Genomic DNA, 19,522 nt, shown 5'->3' with positions numbered 1-19,522 from the left:
CGGTGGTGGGTCGGGCGCGACGGACGGGAGCGGCGCCGGGACGGCCGGTCAGCCGCCCAGGGCGAAGCCCTCCCCGTCCCGGGCCGGGACGCCGAGGGCCACGGAGCCGGCCGGCCCGCCCCCGGCGATGGCGGCGGGCGCCTCCCGGGCCACCGCCGACGACGAGGGGATCAACCAGCCGCTGGCGATATCGGCGGTGCTGGCGGTGGCGAGCATCGTCGGCGCGCAGATCGGCGCGATGCTCGGCCTGCGCCGCCGGCCGGTCCCGCGCGCCCTGGTCACCGGCCGCCACCGCAAGGACTGACCGGGCCCGCCGGCGTCAGGGGAGGCGGGCCTCCAGCCGGCCCTCGACGATGCGGGTGGGCAGGATGACCTGGTCGTTGCCGGACGGGCCGTGCACCACCTCGCCGCCGTTGAGCCGGAAGGCGCTGCCGTGCCACGGGCAGACCACGCAGGCGTGCCCGTCGATCTCCTGCACCTCGCCCTCGCCGAGCGGTCCACTCTGGTGCGGGCAGCGCTCCAGCATCACGGTGACGTCGTCGCCGTGCCGGTAGAGGATCACCGACACGTCGTCGATCTCCCGGGTGATGAGCTGCCGCTGCGGCAGGCTGCTCAGGTCGCCCACCGGGTGCCACCCGTCGCTGATCAGGTGGAGCTCGGAGATGCTCTGGCTGACCTGCGCGCCCTGCTTGTACGCGAGATGTCCGCCCAGGTACGCGCCGCCGCTCGCGGCGGACAGCCCCAGGTAGGCCAGCGCCCGGCCCATCCCGTGCCGGCCGTTCAGCCGGGCCACGAGGGAGCCCGCGTACAGGCTCAGGCCCACGACGTTCGCGGCGGCGTGCACCAGGCCGACCCGGCGCTGGTCGCGGGCGAGCGAGGCCCAGTCGTTGAGCCCGGCCACGGCCGCCGGCAGGGCGCTGGCCGTGCCGACCCCGACCAGGGCGGTGGCCGCCCGGCGCTGGCCGGGCAGCAGGTCGACGACCGCCGCCGAGATCCAGGCGCCCACCGGCACCTGCACCATCGCCGGATGCAGCGGGTGCCCCAGCCAGACGCCGTGCAGCAGGTCCCGGACCCGCTGGGAGCGCAGGGTGCCCTGGACGGCGCGCTGCAGCCGGTCACCCACCCGGTCCAGCGCCGTGGCCTGTTCGAGTTTCGTCAGAAGTTCGCGCACCTTCTCCGACTTCCCGGCGGAAGCGACCGCAAACCGGACGACGGCACATACTGTGTCCCGTCGCCCGATCGGGGGGTCACCGCGAGTCGGCGAAATCGACGCACGTGCCATAGCAGTCGGTTGCGGGGCGCTGCAGAATGGGCTGCGGTTGTTCAGGCAGACTGGCGCAATGAGTTCTGGAAGCCGACGCCCCGCCAAGCGGGGTTCCAGCCGGTCCCGCCGACGTGCCGATCTCACCGTGTTGCCCGGCCCGGATCAGGGTTGCGACTGTCCTGGTTGTGCGGAAGGCGCACCGGATCCCGAGCAGATGTTGACCGACCTGGTCGACGACGCGTCCGCCCTGGCCGAGGTCGAGGATCCTCTCGAAGCAGAGCTGGCCGGGGCGTTCTTCGTGGCGATGGCGCAGTCCGGTGGCGATGAGACGATGGCGGCGTTCGCCGGGGCCCTCGTTCCGGCGATCGAATCGCGCGGCACCCGTGCCGCCCTGACCCTGCTCACCGCGATCGGCGCGGTGGCCGGTGACGCCGCGGGGCCGGTCGCCGGTTCCGCCCAGCAAGCCGGGGCAAGACTGACCGGCGGCGGCGTCGCGGCGCCATCCTGGGCGGATGATCTGGCACAGCCGCTGACCGCGGGGCCGTTCACCCGACTGTACGACGACCAGGACACCATGTCCGTGCTGATTGGTGTGTTCCAGCGGGCCGGTCGCGAGCACGCACTCATGATCATGGTCGATCACCAGGACTGCGGCGCCGCGGAAGAGATCTACCTGCTCGGCGCCGAGGACCTACCGACCGCGGTCGCCGCGATTCACCAGGACGCACGGGCCGACGGGGTGAGTATCAGGACCAAGAAGCTGGGGGCACCGGAGTTCCGCTGGTATGTCGAGCAGGCGCTGGAGGCACGTGCCGTCCACGACGAGGAGGATGGCCCGGGCGATGTCCCGGCCGGTCTGGATCTGATCGACGGCGAGGACGGGCCGGGATACGCCCCACTCGCCGTGCTGACCCGCAGCCGGCTGGAGGTTCTGCCGCCCGCTCGCCGGCCTCGCGGTGCGACCGCTTCCCGCCACGCCTCCGGCCGGACGGCGATGGACGTGTTGCAGCAGCTCGCCGCCCTGATCGGCAGCTCCGGTGGTCCGGCCTCGTTCGGCCTGGACCTACCCGCTCAACGTCGGGCGCAGCCGGCCAAGCTGCCGCCCAAGCGGAAGAAGTCGAACGGTCCGGCGCCGGTCTACCAGATCAAGGTCAGCCTGCGGGGTGCCAAGCCGCCGATCTGGCGCAGGCTGCTGGTGCCCGGCGACATCACCCTGAACCGGCTGCACCAGGCGATCCTCGCCGCTTTCGGCTGGCACGGCGACCACCGGCACGTCTTCGACACCGGGTACGGCCAGTTCGGGCGCGCGGACCGCGACCTCGGGCACCGTTCGGACGGTCCGGTCACCCTGGAACAGGTCGCACCCGCGGTGAAGGACAAACTCCGCTACACCTACGACCTCGGCGACGACTGGGAACACGACATCCTGGTCGAGAAGACGACACCCGCCGACCCGGCCATCGAATACCCAGCCTGTGTCGGCGGACGCCGCGCGGCTCCACCCGACGACTGCGGCGGCATCTGGGGATACCAGTACCTGATTGAGGTACTCGCCGACCCGAACCACCCGGAACACCAGGACCGGCTGAAATGGCTCGGCCTGGACGATGCCAGCCAGTTCACCCCGGACACATTCGACCTCGACCAGGTGAACCAGCGGCTCCGAGCCCGCTGACGCACGGACCGATGACCGCTCGTTGATGAGCCTGCTGGACCAGGCAGGCTCATCAACAAGTGGCGCTGTCGTACCCCGGCAGCGCCGCAGCCGCGGAAAAACATCGACGGTGTCGACACGCCACAGCATGTGGTGTGCTGGCTTTTCCGCGACCACTACATCTAGGATCACTCGTACTGCTGGTTCGACCTTCCGGTCGGCCAGGCGCGGTGCCCGCCAGGCGCCGCACCGAACAGGGAACCCGGTGTGAGTCCGGGACTGCCCCGCAGCGGTGAGCGGGAACGACCGCCGTCATCAGCACTGGGCCCGACGGGGCCTGGGAAGCGACGGCCAGTAGGCAAGCGCCGAGAGGCGCCGGCCCGCGAGTCCGAAGACCTGCCAGCAGGGCGTGCCGTCCCGGCGCGCGTACCACCTCGAGGCCTCGTGGGAGGGCCGCCGAGCCGTACGGAGCACCGCCGGCACACCGATCGGCGGCGATCCGGCGTGCCGTCGCGCTCCCCCGAGCGGTCCACACCGACCAACCAGGGGAGCACATGACGGCGACACCCACCCTCGCCCCGCCCGCGGCGGCAGCCCTGCGGGAGCTGCTGCACCGGCACCACCACGACCTGCCCGACACCGACCCGGACCGGATCCTGGCCCTGGTCGAGTCGGGGCGTACCGCCCGGGCCGGGCGGGCCGAACTGACCGAGCTGGCGATAGCGGCGGCGGCCGGCCTGACCGCCGAGGAACCCGCGTACGCGAAACTCGCCGCCCGGCTGCTCGCCGGGCGGATCGCCGACGAGACCGCCGCGCAGGGCATCGACAGCTTCAGCGCCAGCGTCGCCACCGCGTACGCGGAAGGGCTGCTGGACCCCGGCTTCGCCGGCTTCGTCGCCGCGCACGCCGACGCCCTCGACGGCCTCGTCGACCACGCCCACGACGGCGCGTTCGAGTACTTCGGGCTGCGCACGCTGCACGACCGTTACCTGCTGCGCCACCCCGGCAGCCGGGCGGTGCTGGAACGGCCGCAGCACTTCTGGCTGCGGGTGGCCACCGGCCTGTCGGACACCGTCGAGGAGGCCGGCGAGCTGTACCGGGCGCTGGCCCGGCTGGCCTACCTGCCCAGCTCGCCGACCCTGTTCAACGCCGGCGCCCGGCACCAGCAGCTCTCCTCCTGCTTCCTGGTCGACTCGCCCCGCGACGAGCTGGAGTCGATCTACGAGCGCTACACGCAGGTGGCGAAGCTGTCCAAGTTCGCCGGGGGGATCGGCATCTCGTGGTCCCGGGTGCGCTCGCGGGGGTCGCTGATCCGGGGCACCAACGGCCGGTCCAACGGCATCGTGCCCTGGCTGCGCACGCTGGACGCCAGCGTGGCGGCGGTCAACCAGGGCGGCCGGCGCAAGGGCGCGGCCTGCGTCTACCTGGACACCTGGCACGCCGACATCGAGGAGTTCCTGGAGCTGCGGGACAACACCGGCGACGACGCCCGGCGTACGCACAACCTGAACCTGGCCAACTGGGTGCCGGACGAGTTCATGCGCCGGGTCGAGGCGGACGCCGACTGGTCGCTCTTCGACCCGAAGGAGGTGCCGGAGCTGATCGACCTCTGGGGTGCCGAGTTCGACGCCGCGTACCGGGCGGCGGAGGCGGCCGGCCGGGCCGTGCGGACCCTGCCGGCACGGACCCTGTACGCCCGGATGATGCGGACCCTGGCGCAGACCGGCAACGGCTGGATGACCTTCAAGGACGCGGCGAACCGCACCTGCAACCAGGTCGGCAACGGCGGCGGGGTGGTGCACCACTCCAACCTGTGCACCGAGATCCTGGAGGTGACCAGCGACGACGAGACGGCGGTCTGCACCCTCGGCTCGATCAACCTGGCCGCCCACCTGAGCGCGGACGGGGTGGACTTCGCCGCGCTGGGCGCGACGGTACGCCTCGCGGTGGGCGCGCTGGACCGGGCGATCGACCGGAACTGGTTCCCGACCGGGCAGGCGGCCACCGCGCACCGGCGGTGGCGGCCCCTCGGGCTCGGCGTGATGGGGCTGGCCGACGTGTTCGCCGCGCTGCGGCTGGCCTTCGACTCCCCTGAGGCGCGGGCGCTGTCCACCCGGATCGCCGAGGAGATCGCCCTGGCGGCGTACGACGCCTCGGCCGACCTGGCGGCGGCCCGCGGGGCGCACCCGGCGTACCCGCTGACCCGGGCGGCCGGCGGGGTGCTGCACCCGGACCACTGGCCGGACGCCCGACCCGCCCGGCCGGAAGCCTGGGCCGCGCTCCGCGCGAAGATCGCCCGGCACGGGCTGCGCAACTCGCTGCTGGTGGCGATCGCCCCGACCGCGACGATCGCCTCGATCGCCGGCTGCGCCGAGTGCGTCGAGCCGCTGGTCTCCAACGTCTTCAAGCGGGAGACCCTGTCCGGGGAGTTCCTCCAGGTCAACCGGTACCTCGTCGCCGACCTGAAGCGGCTGGGCCGGTGGACGCCGCAGACCCGGGACGCGATCAAGCAGGCGGACGGCTCGGTGCAGGGCCTGGACCTGCCGGCGGAGCTGAAGGCGTTGTACCGCACCGCGTGGGAGCTGCCGCAGAAGGCGCTGATCGACCTGGCCGCCGCCCGGGCGCCGTACGTCGACCAGTCGCAGTCGCTCAACCTGTTCCAGGCCGCCCCGACCATCGGCCGGCTCTCCTCGATGTACGCGTACGCCTGGCGGGCCGGGCTGAAGACCACCTACTACCTGCGCTCCCGCCCGGCCACCCGGATCGCCCAGACCACCGTAAGGAAGGGCACCTTCTTAACGCCTCCGGTAGAGCAGGGGCCCCCTGTTAACAACTCCGTCGCACCCGTGGCGGGCGACGGCGACGCGGTCGCCTGCTCGCTGGAGAACCCGGAAGTCTGCGAGGCCTGCCAGTGACGATGCTGCTCGACCCCGGCATGGACCTGACCCTGCGGCCGATGCGGTACCCGGACTTCTACGAGCGGTTCCGGGCCGCCATCCGCAACACCTGGACGGTGGAGGAGGTGGACCTGGCCTCCGACGTACCCGATCTGGCGAAGCTCTCCCCCGGCGAGCGGCACCTGGTCCACCGGCTGGTGGCGTTCTTCGCCACCGGTGACTCGATCGTGGCGAACAACCTGGTGCTCAACCTCTACCAGCACGTCAACGCGCCGGAGGCGCGGCTGTACCTGTCCCGCCAGCTCTACGAGGAGGCGGTGCACGTGCAGTTCTATCTGACCCTGCTGGACACCTACCTGCCCGACCACGAGGAGCGGGCGAAGGCCTTCGCGGCGGTCGAGCACATCCCGTCGATCCGGGACAAGGCCGAGTTCTGCTTCCGGTGGATCGACTCGATCGGCTCGCTGCGCCGGCTCGACAGCCGCGCCGACCGGCGGGCGTTCCTGCTCAACCTGATCTGTTTCGCCGCCTGCGTGGAGGGGCTGTTCTTCTACGGCGCCTTCGCGTACGTGTACTGGCTGCGCTCGCGCGGCCTGCTCTCCGGCCTGGCCACCGGCACCAACTGGGTGTTCCGCGACGAGTCGATGCACATGGAGTTCGCCTTCACCGTGGTGGACACCGTCCGCGCCGAGGAGCGCGACCTCTTCGACTCCACGATGGCCGATCAGGTACGGCAGATGCTGGACGAGGCGGTCGCGGCGGAGCTGGCCTTCGCCCGCGACCTGTGCGGCGACGGCCTGCCGGGCATGAACACCGCCGACATGCGGCGCTACCTGGAGTACGTGGCGGACGCCCGGCTCGCCCGGCTCGGGCTGCCACCGGCGTACGGGTCGGCGAACCCGTTCCCGTTCATGGAGTTGCAGGACGTGCAGGAACTGACCAACTTCTTCGAGCGGCGGGTGTCCGCGTACCAGGTGGCGGTCGAGGGGACCGTGGCGCTGGACGAGGCGTTCTGAGCCGGAGCGCGGGCGGGAGTAGCGTCGGGAGCATGGCCCGCCGCATCCCGCGCTGGCTCGCCCGCGCTCCGATCCCCCTCTACCGCCACGGCCTCGGCCGGTTCCTCGGCCGCCGGCTGATGATGCTGGAGCACCGGGGCCGCCGCTCCGGCCTGGCCCGCTACGTCGTGCTGGAGGTGGCCGACCGGGAGCCCGGCAGCCTCTACATCGCCTCCGGGTACGGCCCGCACTCGCAGTGGTACCGCAACGTGCGGGCCGATCCCCGGGTCCGGGTCTGGACCGGCCGCGACCGGGGCGTCCCGGCGCGGGCCACCGTGCTGACCGGCGAGGAGACCCGGCAGCGACTGGAGATCTACCGGCGACGTCACCGCCGGGCGGCGGCGGCCCTCGGCCGTACCCTCGACATCCCGGAACTGCGCGGCACCGGGCCGCTGCCGGCCGACGTGGACGGCCGGCTGCCGCTGGTCCGCCTCGACCTCGGCGAAGGCTGACCCGCCCGACGTCACCGGGCCCGCGCCCAGGACAGGAAACGCTCGATCAGGTCCTCCGCGTCGGCAGACCCGTTGAGCTGCGACAACTGCGCGCTCGCCTCGGCCATCAGGATGCTGAGGTAGATCAGCAGCGCCGTCCGGTCCGCCCGGTACTCGACCAGCAGCGCGAGCCGCGCCGGCTGGCACGGCCACTGCGCGCCGCACACCCGGCAGCGCCACAGGGGACGCATCGGCAGGTGGGGACGGGCCGCCCGGCTCACCTCGGCCCGCCGTTCCCTCGCCACCCACCGGCCCGCCAGCGCTGCGCCGGGGTGAGGTTGCCGGCCCGGCCAGGCCCGTCGGTGGGGAAGACGGCCGTGGGTTCGCTCGCCCACGCGGGGCGCTCGTTCGTCCGCTGCCGGGGTACGCGCGGCGGCGCCTCGGGCCGGTGCCGCCAGAACCGGATACGCATGCCTGTCCCTTCCTCGTCGCGTGGGAAGGGGCCGCCCCGACGGCGTTGGCGGGGCGGCCCCGGTGCTGACGCGGACCGCCGGGCTTTCTCGCCTCCACCGGTCGCGCCGTCCTGCGCAACACGGTGCCCAAAGTAGTCGGACAGATACACCGCGTAGCTATATGGTGGGCAGATATTTGAGACGTCCGATGGAGGGGCCGTGAACGACGCGCTGCGGGTGGCGCTCAGCGACACCGGGCACACCACCGAATCACTCGCGGAACGAGTGGGCGTGGACCCGAAGACGGTGGGCCGGTGGCTGAGCGAGGGTCGGATCCCGCACGCCCGGCACCGGGTGTCGGCAGCGGAGGTGCTCGGCCGGGACGTCTCGGACATCTGGCCGGACACTTCGAGACGTCGTGACCCGGTCTGGTTCCGCCCCTGGCAGGAGATCGAGCGGGAAGCGGTCGCGCTGCGTTCTTTCCAGTCCGTCGTGCTGCCCGGTCTACTTCAGACTGAGGCGTACGCACGAGCAGTGCTCATCGGCGCCGGCACTCTTCCCCGAGCCGACATTGACCGGCACATCACAGCTCGGCTCGCCAGGCAGGGCATTCTCCGGCGAGAAGACCCACCCCAGTTCACGGCGGTGATCGATGAGGGAATTCTCCGCCGGCCGGTGGGTGGGCCGGAAACCATGCGGGAGCAGTTGGCCGCCCTCGTCGAGGCGTGCGCGGAGCCGCACGTCCGCATCCATGTCGTGCCGTCATCGGTGGGCGCCTACGCCGGGCTGAACGGTCCTTTCGTGATCGCCACCTGTCCCGACCACCGGATTGCGGGCTACCTCGACAACCAGGTCCAAGGACAAGTGGTTGGCGATGTCGACGACCTAGCGGCGATAATGGCCGCATGGGAGAACGTGCGCGGGGAGGCGCTCTCCCACTGGCAGTCGGTCGACCTGATCAGGGAAGTGGCGGAGACATGGAGCTGATGGGCGCGCGGTGGCGCAAGAGCAGCCGCAGCAGCGGCAACGGCGGGGACTGCGTCGAGGTGGCCGACAACCTGCCCGGCCTGGTCGCCGTCCGCGACTCCAAGGACCCGACCGGCCCGGCCCTCACCTTCACCCCCACCGCCTGGCGCACCTTCGTCACCGAGGGAGCGACGCGGCTGCACCGGGCGCGGGCGCTGGCTGACCTGGCCGGCCGCGGGCAGGCCGGCGCCTTCGACGAACTTCTCGACAAGGGCGCCTACCGGTCGTAGACCGACACGGGAGCGTCGTCACGGCACCAGGACGAGCCGGCCGCGCAGGCCGCCGGCGGCCAGCCGCTCGTGTGCGGTCGCCACCTCCGCCAGGGGCAGCACGTCGGCGACCCGCAGCGTCAGCCGGCCCGCGTCCACCAGGGCGGCGAGTTCGGCCAGCCGGGCGCCGTCGGCGTAGACCTCCTGGACGACGACGCGGGTGCCCCGCAGCGCGGGTGGCGCGAACGGCCTGACCAGCGCGACGAAGGTGCCCGCGCCACGCAGGGCCTCGTGGGCCGCGACACCCACCGTCGCCGCGTCGACGACCGCGTCCACCCCGCCGGGCACGAGCCGGCGAACCTCGGCGGCGAGCTGATCGGTGCGGGCCACGAACCACGCGGCCCCGAGGCGGCGGACCAGTTCCTCGTCCTCCTTCCCGGCGACCGCGACGGTACGGATGCCGCGCATCGCGGCGAGTTCGAGCACGAGGCCGCCCACGCCACCGGCCGCGCCGGTGACCAGGAGGGACTGCCCGGCGTTCAGGCCCGTCAGGCCGAGGGCGCGATCCGCGGTGAGCCCGATCAGCGGCAACGTCGCGGCCTGCGCCGGCGTGGCCGTCGACGGTGCGCGCGCGACGGCTCCCTCGTCGAGGACGACGTAGTCGGCCTGCGCGCCCGGCGCGGAGAGGATGTCGCGTAGCCCGACGACAGCATCACCGACCGCGAACCGGGTGACGCCGTCACCGATCGCGTCGATCTCACCGGCGACATCCCAGCCGAGCCAGACCTGCGGCGCGGGGGCGAGCAGGCCCGCCTTGGCGAGGGCGCCGTTGCGGGTGGACAGGTCGATCCGGTTCACCGCCGCCGCGGCGACGCGGATGCGGACCTGGGCCGGGCCGGGCTGAGGCAGCGGCACGTCGACGATTTCCAGAACTTCAGGGCCGCCGAACCGGCGGACGGTCACAGCTCTCATGGCTCATGACGCTAGGCCTGCTACTTTCCATCAGTAAGAAGGCACCTTGGAGTAAGTAGGTTCCGCTCAGGAAGGCGCGCCGATGACGACGATGCGGGCGGCGGAACGCCGCGAGCAGGAACGCCGCGAATACAACGCGTACCTCTCGGAGTGCCCGGGGCATCAACTGCTCGCCACCCTCAGCGACAAGTGGGTGACCCTGGTGCTCAACGCGTTGGCCGACGGGCCGCGCCGGTTCAGCGAGCTGTCCCGCACCATCCCGGGCGCCAGCCAGAAGATGCTCAGCCAGACCGTGCGCAAGCTGGAACGCGACGGGCTGATCTCGCGCACGGTGACGCCGTCGGTGCCCGTCCGGGTCGACTACGAGCTGACCGCGCTCGGCGAGAGCCTGCTGCCGGTGCAGCGGGCGATCAAGACCTGGGCGGAGGCGCACATCGAAGAGGTGCACAAGGCTCGCACCGAGTACGACGACAGGGCATGCTGACCCGATGGGGGTACGCGTCGAGCACGCCGGGCCGGTCACCACGGTGATCCTGGACCGGCCGGAGGCCCGCAACGCCGTCGACGGCCCGACCGCCCGGGCCCTGGCGGACGCCTTCCGCGCCTTCGAGGCCGACCCGGGCGCGGCGGTCGCCGTGCTCTGGGGCGCGGGCGGCACGTTCTGCGCGGGTGCCGACCTCAAGGCCATCGGTACGCCGCGCGGCAACCGGGTCGAGCCGGAGGGCGACGGCCCGATGGGCCCCACCCGGATGCGCCTGTCCAAGCCGGTCGTCGCCGCGATCTCCGGGTACGCCGTGGCCGGCGGGCTGGAGCTGGCGCTCTGGTGCGATCTGCGGGTCGCCGAGTCGGACGCGACCCTGGGGGTGTTCTGCCGGCGCTGGGGTGTACCGCTGATCGACGGCGGGACGGTGCGGCTGCCCCGGCTGATCGGCGAGAGCCGGGCACTGGACCTGATTCTCACCGGCCGCCCGGTCCCGGCCGACGAGGCGTACGCGATGGGTCTGGTCAACCGGCTGGTGGCGCCGGGTGAGGCCCGGGCGGCGGCCGAGCGGCTGGCCGCCGAGATCGCCCGGTTCCCGCAGACCTGCCTGCGCAACGACCGGGCCGCGCTGCTCGCCAACGCCGGGCTGCCCGAGCCGGAGGCGACGGCCACCGAACTCGCCTTCGGGATGGAATCCCTGATCACCGACGCGGTGAAGGGCGCCGCCCGGTTCACCGCCGGCGCGGGCCGGCACGGCACACCCGCCGACTGACGCTATTTCAACGTCCTCAGCGCGTCCTCGATCGCCCGGTGGAAGGTCGGGTACGCGTAGATCATGTGCCGGAGCTGGCTGATCGGCACCGCCGCGTGCACCGCCACCACCAGCGCGGACAGCACCTCGCCCCCCGCCGGGCCGACCGAGGTGGCGCCGACCAGCACGCCCTGGTCGGCGTCGGCGATCAGCTTGATGAAGCCCGCGTTGCCGGCCTTGTGGATCCAGCCCCGGGCCGACGAGGTGAGGTCGGTGTAGCCGATCTGCACGTTGATGCCACGGTCGCGGGCCTGCTGCTCGGTGAGGCCGACCGCGCCCACCTCGGGGTCGGTGAAGGTGACCCGGGGCAGCGCCCGGTAGTCGGCGACCGGCACGCTGCCCGGCGCGGCGGTCGACCCACCGGTGCTCATCGCCCCGCCGACCGCGCTGACCACCCCGGCCGCGCCGCCCATCACGCTGGCGGTGCCGCTGGCGTCCGGACCGGCCTTGGTCCGTCGCATGTGGTCGAGCACGTCGGCCACGACGATCGCCGCCTGGTACATGGCGATGTGTGTGAACGCGCCCTCGCCGGTGAGGTCGCCGACCGCCCAGATCCCGTCGGTGACGTGCATCCGCTCGTCCACCGGCAGGTAGCGCCGGCCGGCGTCCACGTCGACGGTGTCCAGGCCCAGTTCGTCCAGGTGCGCCTTGCGCCCGGTCACCACCAGCAGTTGCTCGCCGGTGAACCGGCGGTCGCCCGCGTGCACGGTGAAGCCGGCACCGTCGTGGCTCACCCGCTCGGCCTTCACCCCGGTCTCGATGGTCACCCCGTCGGCCCGCAACGCCGTCGCGACGACCTCGGAGGCCTCCGGCTCCTCGACCGCGAGCACCCGGTCGGCCGCCTCGACCACGGTCACCCGGACGCCGAACCGGGCGAAGACCTGCGCCAGTTCCAGCCCGATCGCCCCGCCGCCGAGCACCAGCAGCGACGACGGCAGCTCCTCGACCTCGATGGCCTGGTGGTTGGTCCAGTACGGGGTGCCCGTCAGACCGTCGATCGGCGGGATCGACGGGCGGGTGCCGGTACCGAGCACGATCCCGTACCGGGCTTCGAAGACCCGGTCGCCGACGCGTACCCGGTTCGGCCCGTCGAGCCGGCCGCTGCCCCGGACGAACCGGCCGCCCTTGCCGGTGAAACGGTCCACCGCCACCTTGTCGTCCCAGGTGTCGGTGGCCTCCTCGCGGATCCGCTTCGCCACCGGCGCCCAGTCGGGCCGCACCTCGGCCGAACCGGCCAGCTCGTTGACCCGGTGCGCCTCGGCCAGCGCGTTCGCCGCCCGGATCATCATCTTGCTGGGGATGCAACCCCAGTACGGGCACTCGCCGCCGACCAGGTCCCGCTCGATCCCCACCACGGTGAGGCCGGCCTCGGCGAGCCGCCCGGCCACCTCCTCGCCGCCGACGCCGAGCCCGAGCACGACCACGTCCACCAGTTCCGGATCCGCCATCCCGCCAGCATTCCGCAGCGCCACGGTCGACGCGAGCGGTCCGCGCCGGAATTCCCGGGCCGGTAACCGGGCGGCCCACTACCGTGGCCGGATGCACGCGCGCTTCGCCCCGGTCCGGGACTGCTTCCACGACCTGTTCAGCGCCGGCCGGGAAACCGGCGCGGCGCTGACCATCTGGTACGACGGGCGGCCGGTGGTCGACCTGATCGGCGGCAGCCGGTCCGCGGTACCGGTTGGCGCGGTGGTGCCGGCGGTGGGGGCCGACGATCCGTGGCGGCCGGACACCCTGGTCAACGTCTACTCGGTGGGCAAGCCGGTGGTCGCGCTCTGCCTGCTCACCCTGGTCGACCGGGGGCTGGTGGACCTCGACGCGGCGGTTTCGGCGTACTGGCCCGGGTTCCGCGCCCCGGCCACGGTGCGGCAGGTGCTCAGCCACACCGCCGGGCTGCCGGCGTTCCCGGTGCCCCGGCCCGCCGAGGCGGTCGCCGACTGGCACGCCACCGCGCCCGCGCTGGCCCGGCTCTACGCCGGCCTGCTCGCCGGCGGCACCCTGGACGGGGTACGCCTGTTCAGCCCGGAGCTCGTCGCCGAGGCGACCCGGGTGCAGTACGCCGGCCCGGACCTGGTGCTGGACCGGCCGGCGTACTGGACGTTGGGCATGGGCTGGGAGCCGGACGGCAGCTGGGGCATGGGCGGGATCGGCGGCAGCAGCGCGTGGGCCGACCCGGAGCGGGGCTACACCTTCGCCTACGCGACGGCCCGGCTGGCCGACCACGACCGGGTCGAGGACCTGGTGGCGGCCCTGCACGCCTGCCTGTGAGTGGACCGGGGGAGCGCCCGCTCGTCACGGGCCGGGCGGGGTGGCGGGGTCAGCGCAGCCAGACCGGATCGGTGCCGGGCACCTCCAGCGGCGGCGGATAGTCGAGGGTGCGCCGCAGCCCGGCGGGCAACCGCCACGGCTGGTGCACGGCCTTGCCCTCGACCCCGGCCAGTTCGGGCACCCACCGGCGGACGTACGCGCCGTCCGGGTCGTAGCGTTCCGCCTGGCGCACCGGGTTGAAGCCGCGGTGCGGGCGGGGGTCGTTGCCGGTGCCGGCGACCCACTGCCAGTTGCCGGAGTTGTTCGGCACGTCGCCGTCGAGCAGCCAGCGGTGGAAGACCCGCAGCCCGGGCCGCCAGTCGAGCCCGAGGTGCTTCGTCAGGTAGCCGGCGGTGATCAGCCGGGCCCGGTTGTGCATCCACGCCTCGGCGCGCAGCTGCCGCATCCCGGCGTCCACGATCGGCATCCCGGTGCGCCCCTCGGTCCACGCGTCCAGGGCCGGCGCGTCGTACCGCCAGTCCTCCCGCGCCCCGCGCCGGTAGGCCCTGCTGGCGATGTCCGGGAAGGCGGCGGTGACCTGGTAGTGGAAGTCCCGCCAGCAGAGCTGCCGGGCGAACGGCCCGGCCGGGTCGTGGGTCCGGTTGGCCACCGCTAGCGGCGAGACACAGCCGAAGCGCAGGTACGGGCTGAGCCGGGAGGTGAGGTCGCCGGCCAGGTCGTCGTGGATGTCGTCGTACCGGTCGAGGGTGGGCAGCCACTGTTCCAGCCGGCGCTGCGCCACGCTCTCCCCGCCGGGCGCGGCGTCCGGCGAGTCGCCCTTCGGTGGGGCGGGCAGCCGGCCCGGGTCGACGCCCTCGGGCAGCCGCACCCGGCGCGGGGCGGCCAACTCCGCCCGCCGCCGCGCCCCCTGCCAGGCCCGGTGGTACGGGCTGAACACCTGGTAGTGGTCGCCGCCGCCGGGTGTCAGCCCGCCCGGCTCGACGACGGTGACGCCCGGGAAGAGCCGCAGGAACATCCGGTGCCGGGCGCACTCCTCGCGCAGCCGCCGCTCCCGCCGCCGTGCGTACCGGCTGACGTCGGCGGACAGCCCGATCCCCTCGGCGCCGACCGCGCGGGCCAGCCTGATCGTCTCGGCCACCGGGTCACCGTGCCGGACGACCAGGTCCCCGCCCCGCTTCCGGAGCGCCTCGCGCAGGTCGGCCAGGCTCTGGTGGAGGAACCGGTCGCGGTTCGCGGACCGCCCCGCCAACGCCGGGTCGAGCACGTGGAGCGGCACCACCCGGTCGAAGGCCGAGCAGGCCGAGGCCAGCGCCGGGTTATCGTGCACCCGCAGGTCACGGGTGAGGAGCACGACCGCCGTACGCTCGCTCACGCACCCACCAGGGCCGGCCGGAGCGCCGGGCCGGGGACCGCCACCGGCGTGCCGGTCGGGGTGAGCAGCGACCGCGCGGCCACCGCCATCCGCTTCCGTCCGGGTACGACGGCGCGGCGCGCGAAGACGTCGTAGTCCTGGGCGGCCACCTCGTCGAGGATCCCGCCGTAGAGCGCGTACGCGGTCCGCATGCACGCCTGCGAGGCGGGCGTGAGCAGCGGGATGCCCGGCGCGGCGGCCAGGTAGTGGCCCTGGGCGCGGGCCACCTCGTACTCGATCAGCTCGCGGATCCGGGGGGTGGCGCGGCCGGCGGCCCGGGCGGCGAGCAGGTCCTCCCGGGTGACGTCGAACCGGGCCAGGTCCTCGTCCGGCAGATAGGTCCGGCCCCGGTCCAGGTCCTCCGCCACGTCCCGGATGAAGTTCGTGAGCTGGAACGCGAAGCCGAGCTGCCGGGCCGGTTCGCGGGCGGCGGCCGGGTCGGAGCTGCCCAGGATCGGCAGCATCATGGTGCCGATGACGGCCGCCGAGCCCTCCATGTAGTCGAGCAGGTCGTCGTAGGTGGGGTAGGCGGTGACCGTCAGGTCCATCGCCATGCTGCGCAGGAACGACGCGAAGTCGGCGCGGTCCAGGTCGAAGACGGCGATGGTGTGCAGCACGGCGGGGAGCAGCGGGTCGTCGACCGACTCGCCGTGCAGGCCGGCGACGAACCGCGCCGACCACTCCTCCAGCCGGGCGGCGCGGGCGGCGGGCGGCAGGTCCTCGGTGCGGTCGACGATCTCGTCGGCGTAGCGGGTGAAGCCGTACAAAGCGTGCACATGCCGCCGTTTCCACCCGGGGAGCAGGCGGGTGGCGAGATAGTAGGTACGGCCGTGCCGGCGGTGCAGCTCACGGCACCGGTCATAGGCAGCGGTGAGATCGATGTCCACCGGCCCTCCCTCAGATTCGACGCACCAATCGACGCAACTCGTAACCCTAGGGTACGCTCGGCCACATGGCCAACGACGCAGTTGCGGGAAACGCGTTCCGCGTCGCCCCGGCACAGCCGGGAGCGACGGACGATCCGGTCCGCGGCGTGCTGGCCGCGTACACCAGAGACCTGATCAAGGGCGTCGACGAGACGCTGGCGGCGTTCCTGGCCGCCGAGGTCGACGCACTCACCGAGATCGACGCGGCGATGGGCGGTTTCGCCGCGACCGCCCGCGACTGCGTGCTGGCCGGCGGCAAGCGGGTCCGGCCCACCTTCGCGTACTGGGGCTGGCGTGGGGTGGCCGGCGGCGACGAGCCGCTCGCCACCGTGCTGCCGGCGCTCGCCGCGCTGGAACTGCTGCACACCTTCGCGCTGGTGCACGACGACGTGATGGACGCCTCCGACACCCGGCGCGGCCTGCCCACCGCGCACCGGGCCGCCGCCGCCCGGCATCGCGCGGCCGGGCACACCGGCGACCCGGACCGGTACGGGGAGGCCGTCGCCGTGCTCATCGGCGACCTCTGCATGGTCTGGGCCGACCGGCTGATGGCGCACGCCACCGTGCCGCCGGCCCGGCTGCTCGACGTCCGGCGCTGCTACGACCGGATGCGGGTGGAGACGGTGGCCGGGCAGTTCCTCGACGTGCTCGGGGAGCACGACGCGGCGAACTGGTCGGTGGACCGGGCGCTGCGGGTGGCCCGCTACAAGACCGCCAGCTACACCGTCCAGCGTCCGCTGCTCTACGGCGCCGGCCTGGCCGGGGCCGACCCGGACTCGCCGCTGATCGCCGCGTACACCCGGTACGGGCTGGCCGTCGGCGAGGCGTTCCAGCTCCGTGACGACCTGCTCGGCGTGTACGGCGACCCGGCCGCCACCGGCAAGCCGGCCGGGGACGACCTGCGTACCGGCAAGCCGACCGCGCTGCTCATGCTGGCCCGGCAACTCGCCACCCCGGCCCAGCGCCGGATCCTGGACCGGGCCGGGGCGGTCACCGCCCCCCACGAGATGGCCCGGCTGGCCGAACTGATCCAGGACACCGGGGCGGCGACCCGGGTGGAGCGGATGATCTCCGACCGGGTCGGTGAGGCGCTCGCCGCACTCGACACCGCGTCGATCGACGGGACCGCGCGCACCGCGCTGACCGGTCTCGCCACCGCCGCCACCGCGCGGCGGGCATGATGGGCAACTTCGTGAGGGAGGTGGTCACGTGCGGACCGTGAACGGACGTACGGACCGGGTGGTGGTCGTCGGTGCCGGCCTCGGCGGGCTGGCCTGCGCGCTGCACCTGGCCGGGAGCGGCCGGCAGGTGACCGTCCTGGAACGCGAGCCGGTGCCGGGCGGGCGCGCCGGCCGGCTCAGCGTCGACGGGTACGAGTTCGACACCGGCCCGACCGTGCTCACCATGCCCGACCTGATCGCCGAGGCGCTCGGCGCGGTCGGCGAGGAGCTGGCCGACTGGCTTGACCTGACCCCGCTCGACCCGGCCTACCGGGCGTACTACCCGGACGGGTCGACCCTCGACGTCATCACCGACACCACCCGGATGGCCGCCGAGATCGCCCGGGTCTGCGGCCCCCGCGAGGCCGACGGCTACCTGCGCTTCGTCGACTACGCGCGAAAGCTGTGGCAGTGGGAGCGCGCCGACTTCATCGAACGCAACCTGGACGCGCCGACCGACCTGCTCACCGGCAACCTGCTGAAGCTGCTGGCCAGCGGGGCGTTCCGCCGGCTCCAGACGAAGATCGGCCAGTTCTTCCGGGACCCGCGCACCCAGCGGATCTTCTCCTTCCAGGCGATGTACGCCGGCCTCGCCCCGCACGACGCGCTCGCCATCTACGCGGTCATCGCGTACCTCGACTCGGTGGCCGGGGTGTCCTTCCCGCGCGGCGGCATCCACGCGGTCTCCCGCGCGCTGGCCGGCGCGGCGGAGAAGCACGGCGTGCAGATCCGGTACGGCACCACGGTGAGCCGGGTGGAGACCGCGCACGGCCGGGCCACCGGCGTGCTGACCACCGACGGTGAACTCGTCCCCGCGGACGTCGTGGTGCTCAACCCCGACCTGCCGGTCGCCTACCGCGACCTGCTGCCCCCCGGCCGGGAGCGGAAGCTCACCTACTCGCCCTCCTGCGTGGTCCTGCACATCGGGTCCCTGCAGAGCTATGGCAAGATCGCCCACCACAACATCCACTTCGGACGTGCCTGGAAGGGCACCTTCGACGAGGTGATCCGGCGAGGCGAGCTGATGACGGACCCGTCGCTGCTGGTGACGAACCCGAGCCGGACCGACCCGTCGGTGGCCCCGGCCGGGCGGCAGACCTACTACGTGCTCGCCCCGGTGCCCAACCTCGACCGGGCCCCGTTCGACTGGCGCGGCGACCTGACCCGCCGCTACGCCGACCAGCTCGTCGACACCCTGGAGGAGCGGGGCTACGTCGGCTTCCGCGACGGGATCGAGGTGCTGCGCGCGGTCACCCCGGCGGAGTGGGCGGAGCAGGGCATGGCCGCCGGCACTCCGTTCGCCGCCGCCCACAGCCTCTTCCAGACCGGGCCGTTCCGGCCGGCCAACCTGCACCGGACGCTCGACAACGTGGTCTTCGTCGGCTCCGGCACCCAGCCCGGCGTCGGCGTGCCGATGGTGCTGATCAGCGGCAAGCTCGCCGCCTCGCGGATCACCGGGAGCGTCGCGTGACGGCCCGGGAGGGGCACCTGGTCGAGCTGGTCGACGACACCGGGCACGTGCTCGGCGAGGCGACCGTGGCCGCCGCGCACCAGCCGCCGGGCCGGCTGCACCGGGCGTTCTCGGTGCTGCTGGTCGACCCCGACGGGCGGATCCTGCTCCAGCAGCGGGCCGCCGCGAAGACCCGCTTCCCGCTGCGCTGGGCCAACTCCTGCTGCGGGCACCCGATGCCGGGCCAGTCCCTGGTCGAGGCCGCCAACCGCCGGCTCGCCGAGGAACTAGGCATCGGCCCGGTCGACCTCACCGAGGTCGGCGTGTACGTCTACTACGCCGAGGATCCGGCCACCGGCCGGGTCGAGTTCGAGTACGACCACGTACTCCGCGCCGACGTGCCGGCCGACCTGCCCACCCGGCCGGACCCCGACGAGGTGGCCACCCTGCGCTGGGCCGACCCGCGCGACCTCGAAGCCGACCTCGACGTCGATCCCCGCACGTACGCGCCGTGGCTGGGCGGGGTGGTGAACCGGCTGCTGCGGCCGGCACCGGCCGGCACCGCGGACGCGTCCCGCACCGTACCGTCCGGCACGCCGGCCGACGAGGCACCGGAGCGGTCGGGTGGCCGATGAGGCGCTGAGCGCGGGGGCCGTCGCGCGCCGGCTCGGCGTCGCGGTCACCACGCTGCGCACCTGGCACCAGCGCTACGGCCTCGGTCCCAGCGAGCACGTACCGGGGCACCACCGGCGCTACACGCCGGCCGACCTGGCGCGCCTGGAGATCATGCGGCGGCTCACCGCGGAGGGGGTGTCCCCGGCCGAGGCGGCCCGCTGGGCCCGCCAGGCGCCCGCCGCCGTCCCGCCCGACCTCGGTGCGAAGCGCCGCCTGGGGGTGTCCGACGCGGCACGGCGGCCGGGCGCCGCCGGCCCGGCCGGCACCCGGAACGCGGCGGACCGGGGCGACCGGCCGCGGGACCGCACCGCACCGGGTGA

General features: G+C 73.5%; 19 protein-coding genes, 2 pseudogenes and 1 riboswitch. Of the genes and pseudogenes, 14 read left to right on the top strand and 7 right to left on the bottom strand.

Features of this window, described 5'->3' with window-relative positions:
- A pseudogene (locus EFE23_RS23170) lies at positions 1–304 on the top strand (LysM peptidoglycan-binding domain-containing protein); the annotation flags it as partial.
- Between the two features lie 15 nt (positions 305–319).
- Here the strand turns inward: EFE23_RS23170 and EFE23_RS23165 are convergent.
- Positions 320–1,171 (bottom strand): Rieske (2Fe-2S) protein, encoded by an 852-nt coding sequence (locus EFE23_RS23165; RefSeq protein WP_123243040.1) that lies wholly within the window; start codon positions 1,169–1,171, stop codon positions 320–322.
- A 238-nt stretch (positions 1,172–1,409) separates the two neighbouring features.
- Here EFE23_RS23165 and EFE23_RS23160 point away from each other — a divergent pair, with 238 nt between their 5' ends.
- The 4 genes from EFE23_RS23160 (at position 1,410) to EFE23_RS23145 (ending at position 7,322) form a co-directional block, all read left to right on the top strand.
- Positions 1,410–2,939, top strand: a complete 1,530-nt coding sequence (locus tag EFE23_RS23160) for a plasmid pRiA4b ORF-3 family protein (protein ID WP_199737189.1) — start codon at positions 1,410–1,412, stop codon at positions 2,937–2,939.
- A 234-nt stretch (positions 2,940–3,173) separates the two neighbouring features.
- A riboswitch (cobalamin riboswitch) is annotated at positions 3,174–3,316 on the top strand.
- A gap of 156 nt (positions 3,317–3,472) precedes the next feature.
- Complete coding sequence (locus EFE23_RS23155; RefSeq protein ID WP_123243038.1) at positions 3,473–5,833, top strand: ribonucleoside-diphosphate reductase subunit alpha; 2,361 nt, start codon at positions 3,473–3,475, stop codon at positions 5,831–5,833.
- 2 nt (positions 5,834–5,835) lie between these two features.
- Positions 5,836–6,831: a ribonucleotide-diphosphate reductase subunit beta gene (locus EFE23_RS23150; protein WP_123243037.1), complete on the top strand. Its 996-nt coding sequence runs from the start codon at positions 5,836–5,838 to the stop codon at positions 6,829–6,831.
- Positions 6,832–6,863: 32 nt separating this feature from the next.
- Entirely contained in the window at positions 6,864–7,322 is a 459-nt protein-coding gene (locus EFE23_RS23145) for a nitroreductase family deazaflavin-dependent oxidoreductase (protein ID WP_123243036.1), read from the top strand.
- Between the two features lie 11 nt (positions 7,323–7,333).
- Here the strand turns inward: EFE23_RS23145 and EFE23_RS23140 are convergent, their stop codons facing one another.
- Positions 7,334–7,552, bottom strand: a complete 219-nt coding sequence (locus EFE23_RS23140; protein WP_123243035.1) for a flavin reductase — start codon at positions 7,550–7,552, stop codon at positions 7,334–7,336.
- Positions 7,553–7,578: 26 nt separating this feature from the next.
- Complete coding sequence (locus tag EFE23_RS28060; protein WP_148058510.1) at positions 7,579–7,773, bottom strand: hypothetical protein; 195 nt, start codon at positions 7,771–7,773, stop codon at positions 7,579–7,581.
- 199 nt (positions 7,774–7,972) lie between these two features.
- Here EFE23_RS28060 and EFE23_RS23135 point away from each other — a divergent pair, with 199 nt between their 5' ends.
- Together EFE23_RS23135 and EFE23_RS29120 are read left to right on the top strand one after the other, a co-directional pair.
- Entirely contained in the window at positions 7,973–8,740 is a 768-nt protein-coding gene (locus tag EFE23_RS23135; RefSeq protein WP_123243034.1) for a helix-turn-helix domain-containing protein, read from the top strand.
- Positions 8,731–8,904: pseudogene (locus EFE23_RS29120) on the top strand (DUF397 domain-containing protein); the annotation flags it as partial. The gene EFE23_RS23135 and the pseudogene EFE23_RS29120, both read left to right, overlap by 10 nt.
- 123 nt (positions 8,905–9,027) lie before the next feature.
- On the opposite strand, the gene EFE23_RS23125 reads toward EFE23_RS29120, so the two are convergent.
- Complete coding sequence (locus tag EFE23_RS23125) at positions 9,028–9,960, bottom strand: NADP-dependent oxidoreductase (RefSeq protein ID WP_123243032.1); 933 nt, start codon at positions 9,958–9,960, stop codon at positions 9,028–9,030.
- A gap of 82 nt (positions 9,961–10,042) precedes the next feature.
- Between EFE23_RS23125 and EFE23_RS23120 the strand changes: the two genes are divergently transcribed.
- Both EFE23_RS23120 and EFE23_RS23115 read left to right on the top strand, forming a co-directional pair.
- Entirely contained in the window at positions 10,043–10,444 is a 402-nt protein-coding gene (locus EFE23_RS23120; RefSeq protein WP_123243031.1) for a winged helix-turn-helix transcriptional regulator, read from the top strand.
- Positions 10,445–10,448: 4 nt separating this feature from the next.
- Positions 10,449–11,213 carry a crotonase/enoyl-CoA hydratase family protein gene (locus EFE23_RS23115; protein ID WP_123243030.1) on the top strand — a complete coding sequence of 255 codons (765 nt, stop codon included), beginning with the start codon at positions 10,449–10,451 and terminating at the stop codon, positions 11,211–11,213.
- Positions 11,214–11,215: 2 nt separating this feature from the next.
- Here EFE23_RS23115 and EFE23_RS23110 read toward each other — a convergent pair whose 3' ends face one another.
- Positions 11,216–12,700, bottom strand: coding sequence for a dihydrolipoyl dehydrogenase family protein (locus tag EFE23_RS23110; protein WP_123243029.1), 1,485 nt, complete (start codon positions 12,698–12,700; stop codon positions 11,216–11,218).
- A gap of 91 nt (positions 12,701–12,791) precedes the next feature.
- Between EFE23_RS23110 and EFE23_RS23105 the strand changes: the two genes are divergently transcribed.
- A complete protein-coding gene (locus EFE23_RS23105; RefSeq protein ID WP_123243028.1) occupies positions 12,792–13,520 on the top strand; it encodes a serine hydrolase domain-containing protein in 729 nt (242 codons plus the stop codon).
- 49 nt (positions 13,521–13,569) lie between these two features.
- On the opposite strand, the gene EFE23_RS23100 is transcribed toward EFE23_RS23105, so the two are convergent.
- Positions 13,570–14,892 carry a cryptochrome/photolyase family protein gene (locus EFE23_RS23100; protein ID WP_123243027.1) on the bottom strand — a complete coding sequence of 441 codons (1,323 nt, stop codon included), beginning with the start codon at positions 14,890–14,892 and terminating at the stop codon, positions 13,570–13,572.
- On the bottom strand, positions 14,889–15,818 hold the full coding sequence (locus EFE23_RS23095; protein ID WP_123243026.1) for a phytoene/squalene synthase family protein: 930 nt from the start codon (positions 15,816–15,818) through the stop codon (positions 14,889–14,891). Before EFE23_RS23095 ends, EFE23_RS23100 begins: the two co-directional genes overlap by 4 nt.
- A 65-nt stretch (positions 15,819–15,883) precedes the next feature.
- On the opposite strand from EFE23_RS23095, the gene EFE23_RS23090 reads away from it, so the two are divergent.
- From EFE23_RS23090 to EFE23_RS29115, 4 genes are all read left to right on the top strand, one after another.
- Complete coding sequence (locus EFE23_RS23090) at positions 15,884–17,038, top strand: polyprenyl synthetase family protein (RefSeq protein ID WP_123243025.1); 1,155 nt, start codon at positions 15,884–15,886, stop codon at positions 17,036–17,038.
- A gap of 28 nt (positions 17,039–17,066) precedes the next feature.
- Positions 17,067–18,548, top strand: coding sequence for a phytoene desaturase family protein (gene crtI / locus EFE23_RS23085; protein ID WP_123243024.1), 1,482 nt, complete (start codon positions 17,067–17,069; stop codon positions 18,546–18,548).
- A complete protein-coding gene (gene idi, locus EFE23_RS23080) occupies positions 18,545–19,162 on the top strand; it encodes an isopentenyl-diphosphate Delta-isomerase (protein WP_123243023.1) in 618 nt (205 codons plus the stop codon). Before crtI ends, idi begins: the two co-directional genes overlap by 4 nt.
- Positions 19,152–19,522, top strand: a 371-nt coding sequence (locus EFE23_RS29115; protein WP_233601113.1) for a MerR family transcriptional regulator, incomplete at its 3' end; no start/stop codon positions are given. The genes idi and EFE23_RS29115, both read left to right, overlap by 11 nt.

Source organism: Micromonospora solifontis (assembly GCF_003725545.1).
Lineage (GTDB): Bacteria > Actinomycetota > Actinomycetes > Mycobacteriales > Micromonosporaceae > Micromonospora > Micromonospora solifontis.
This window is presented reverse-complemented; position numbering and strand designations above follow the sequence as displayed.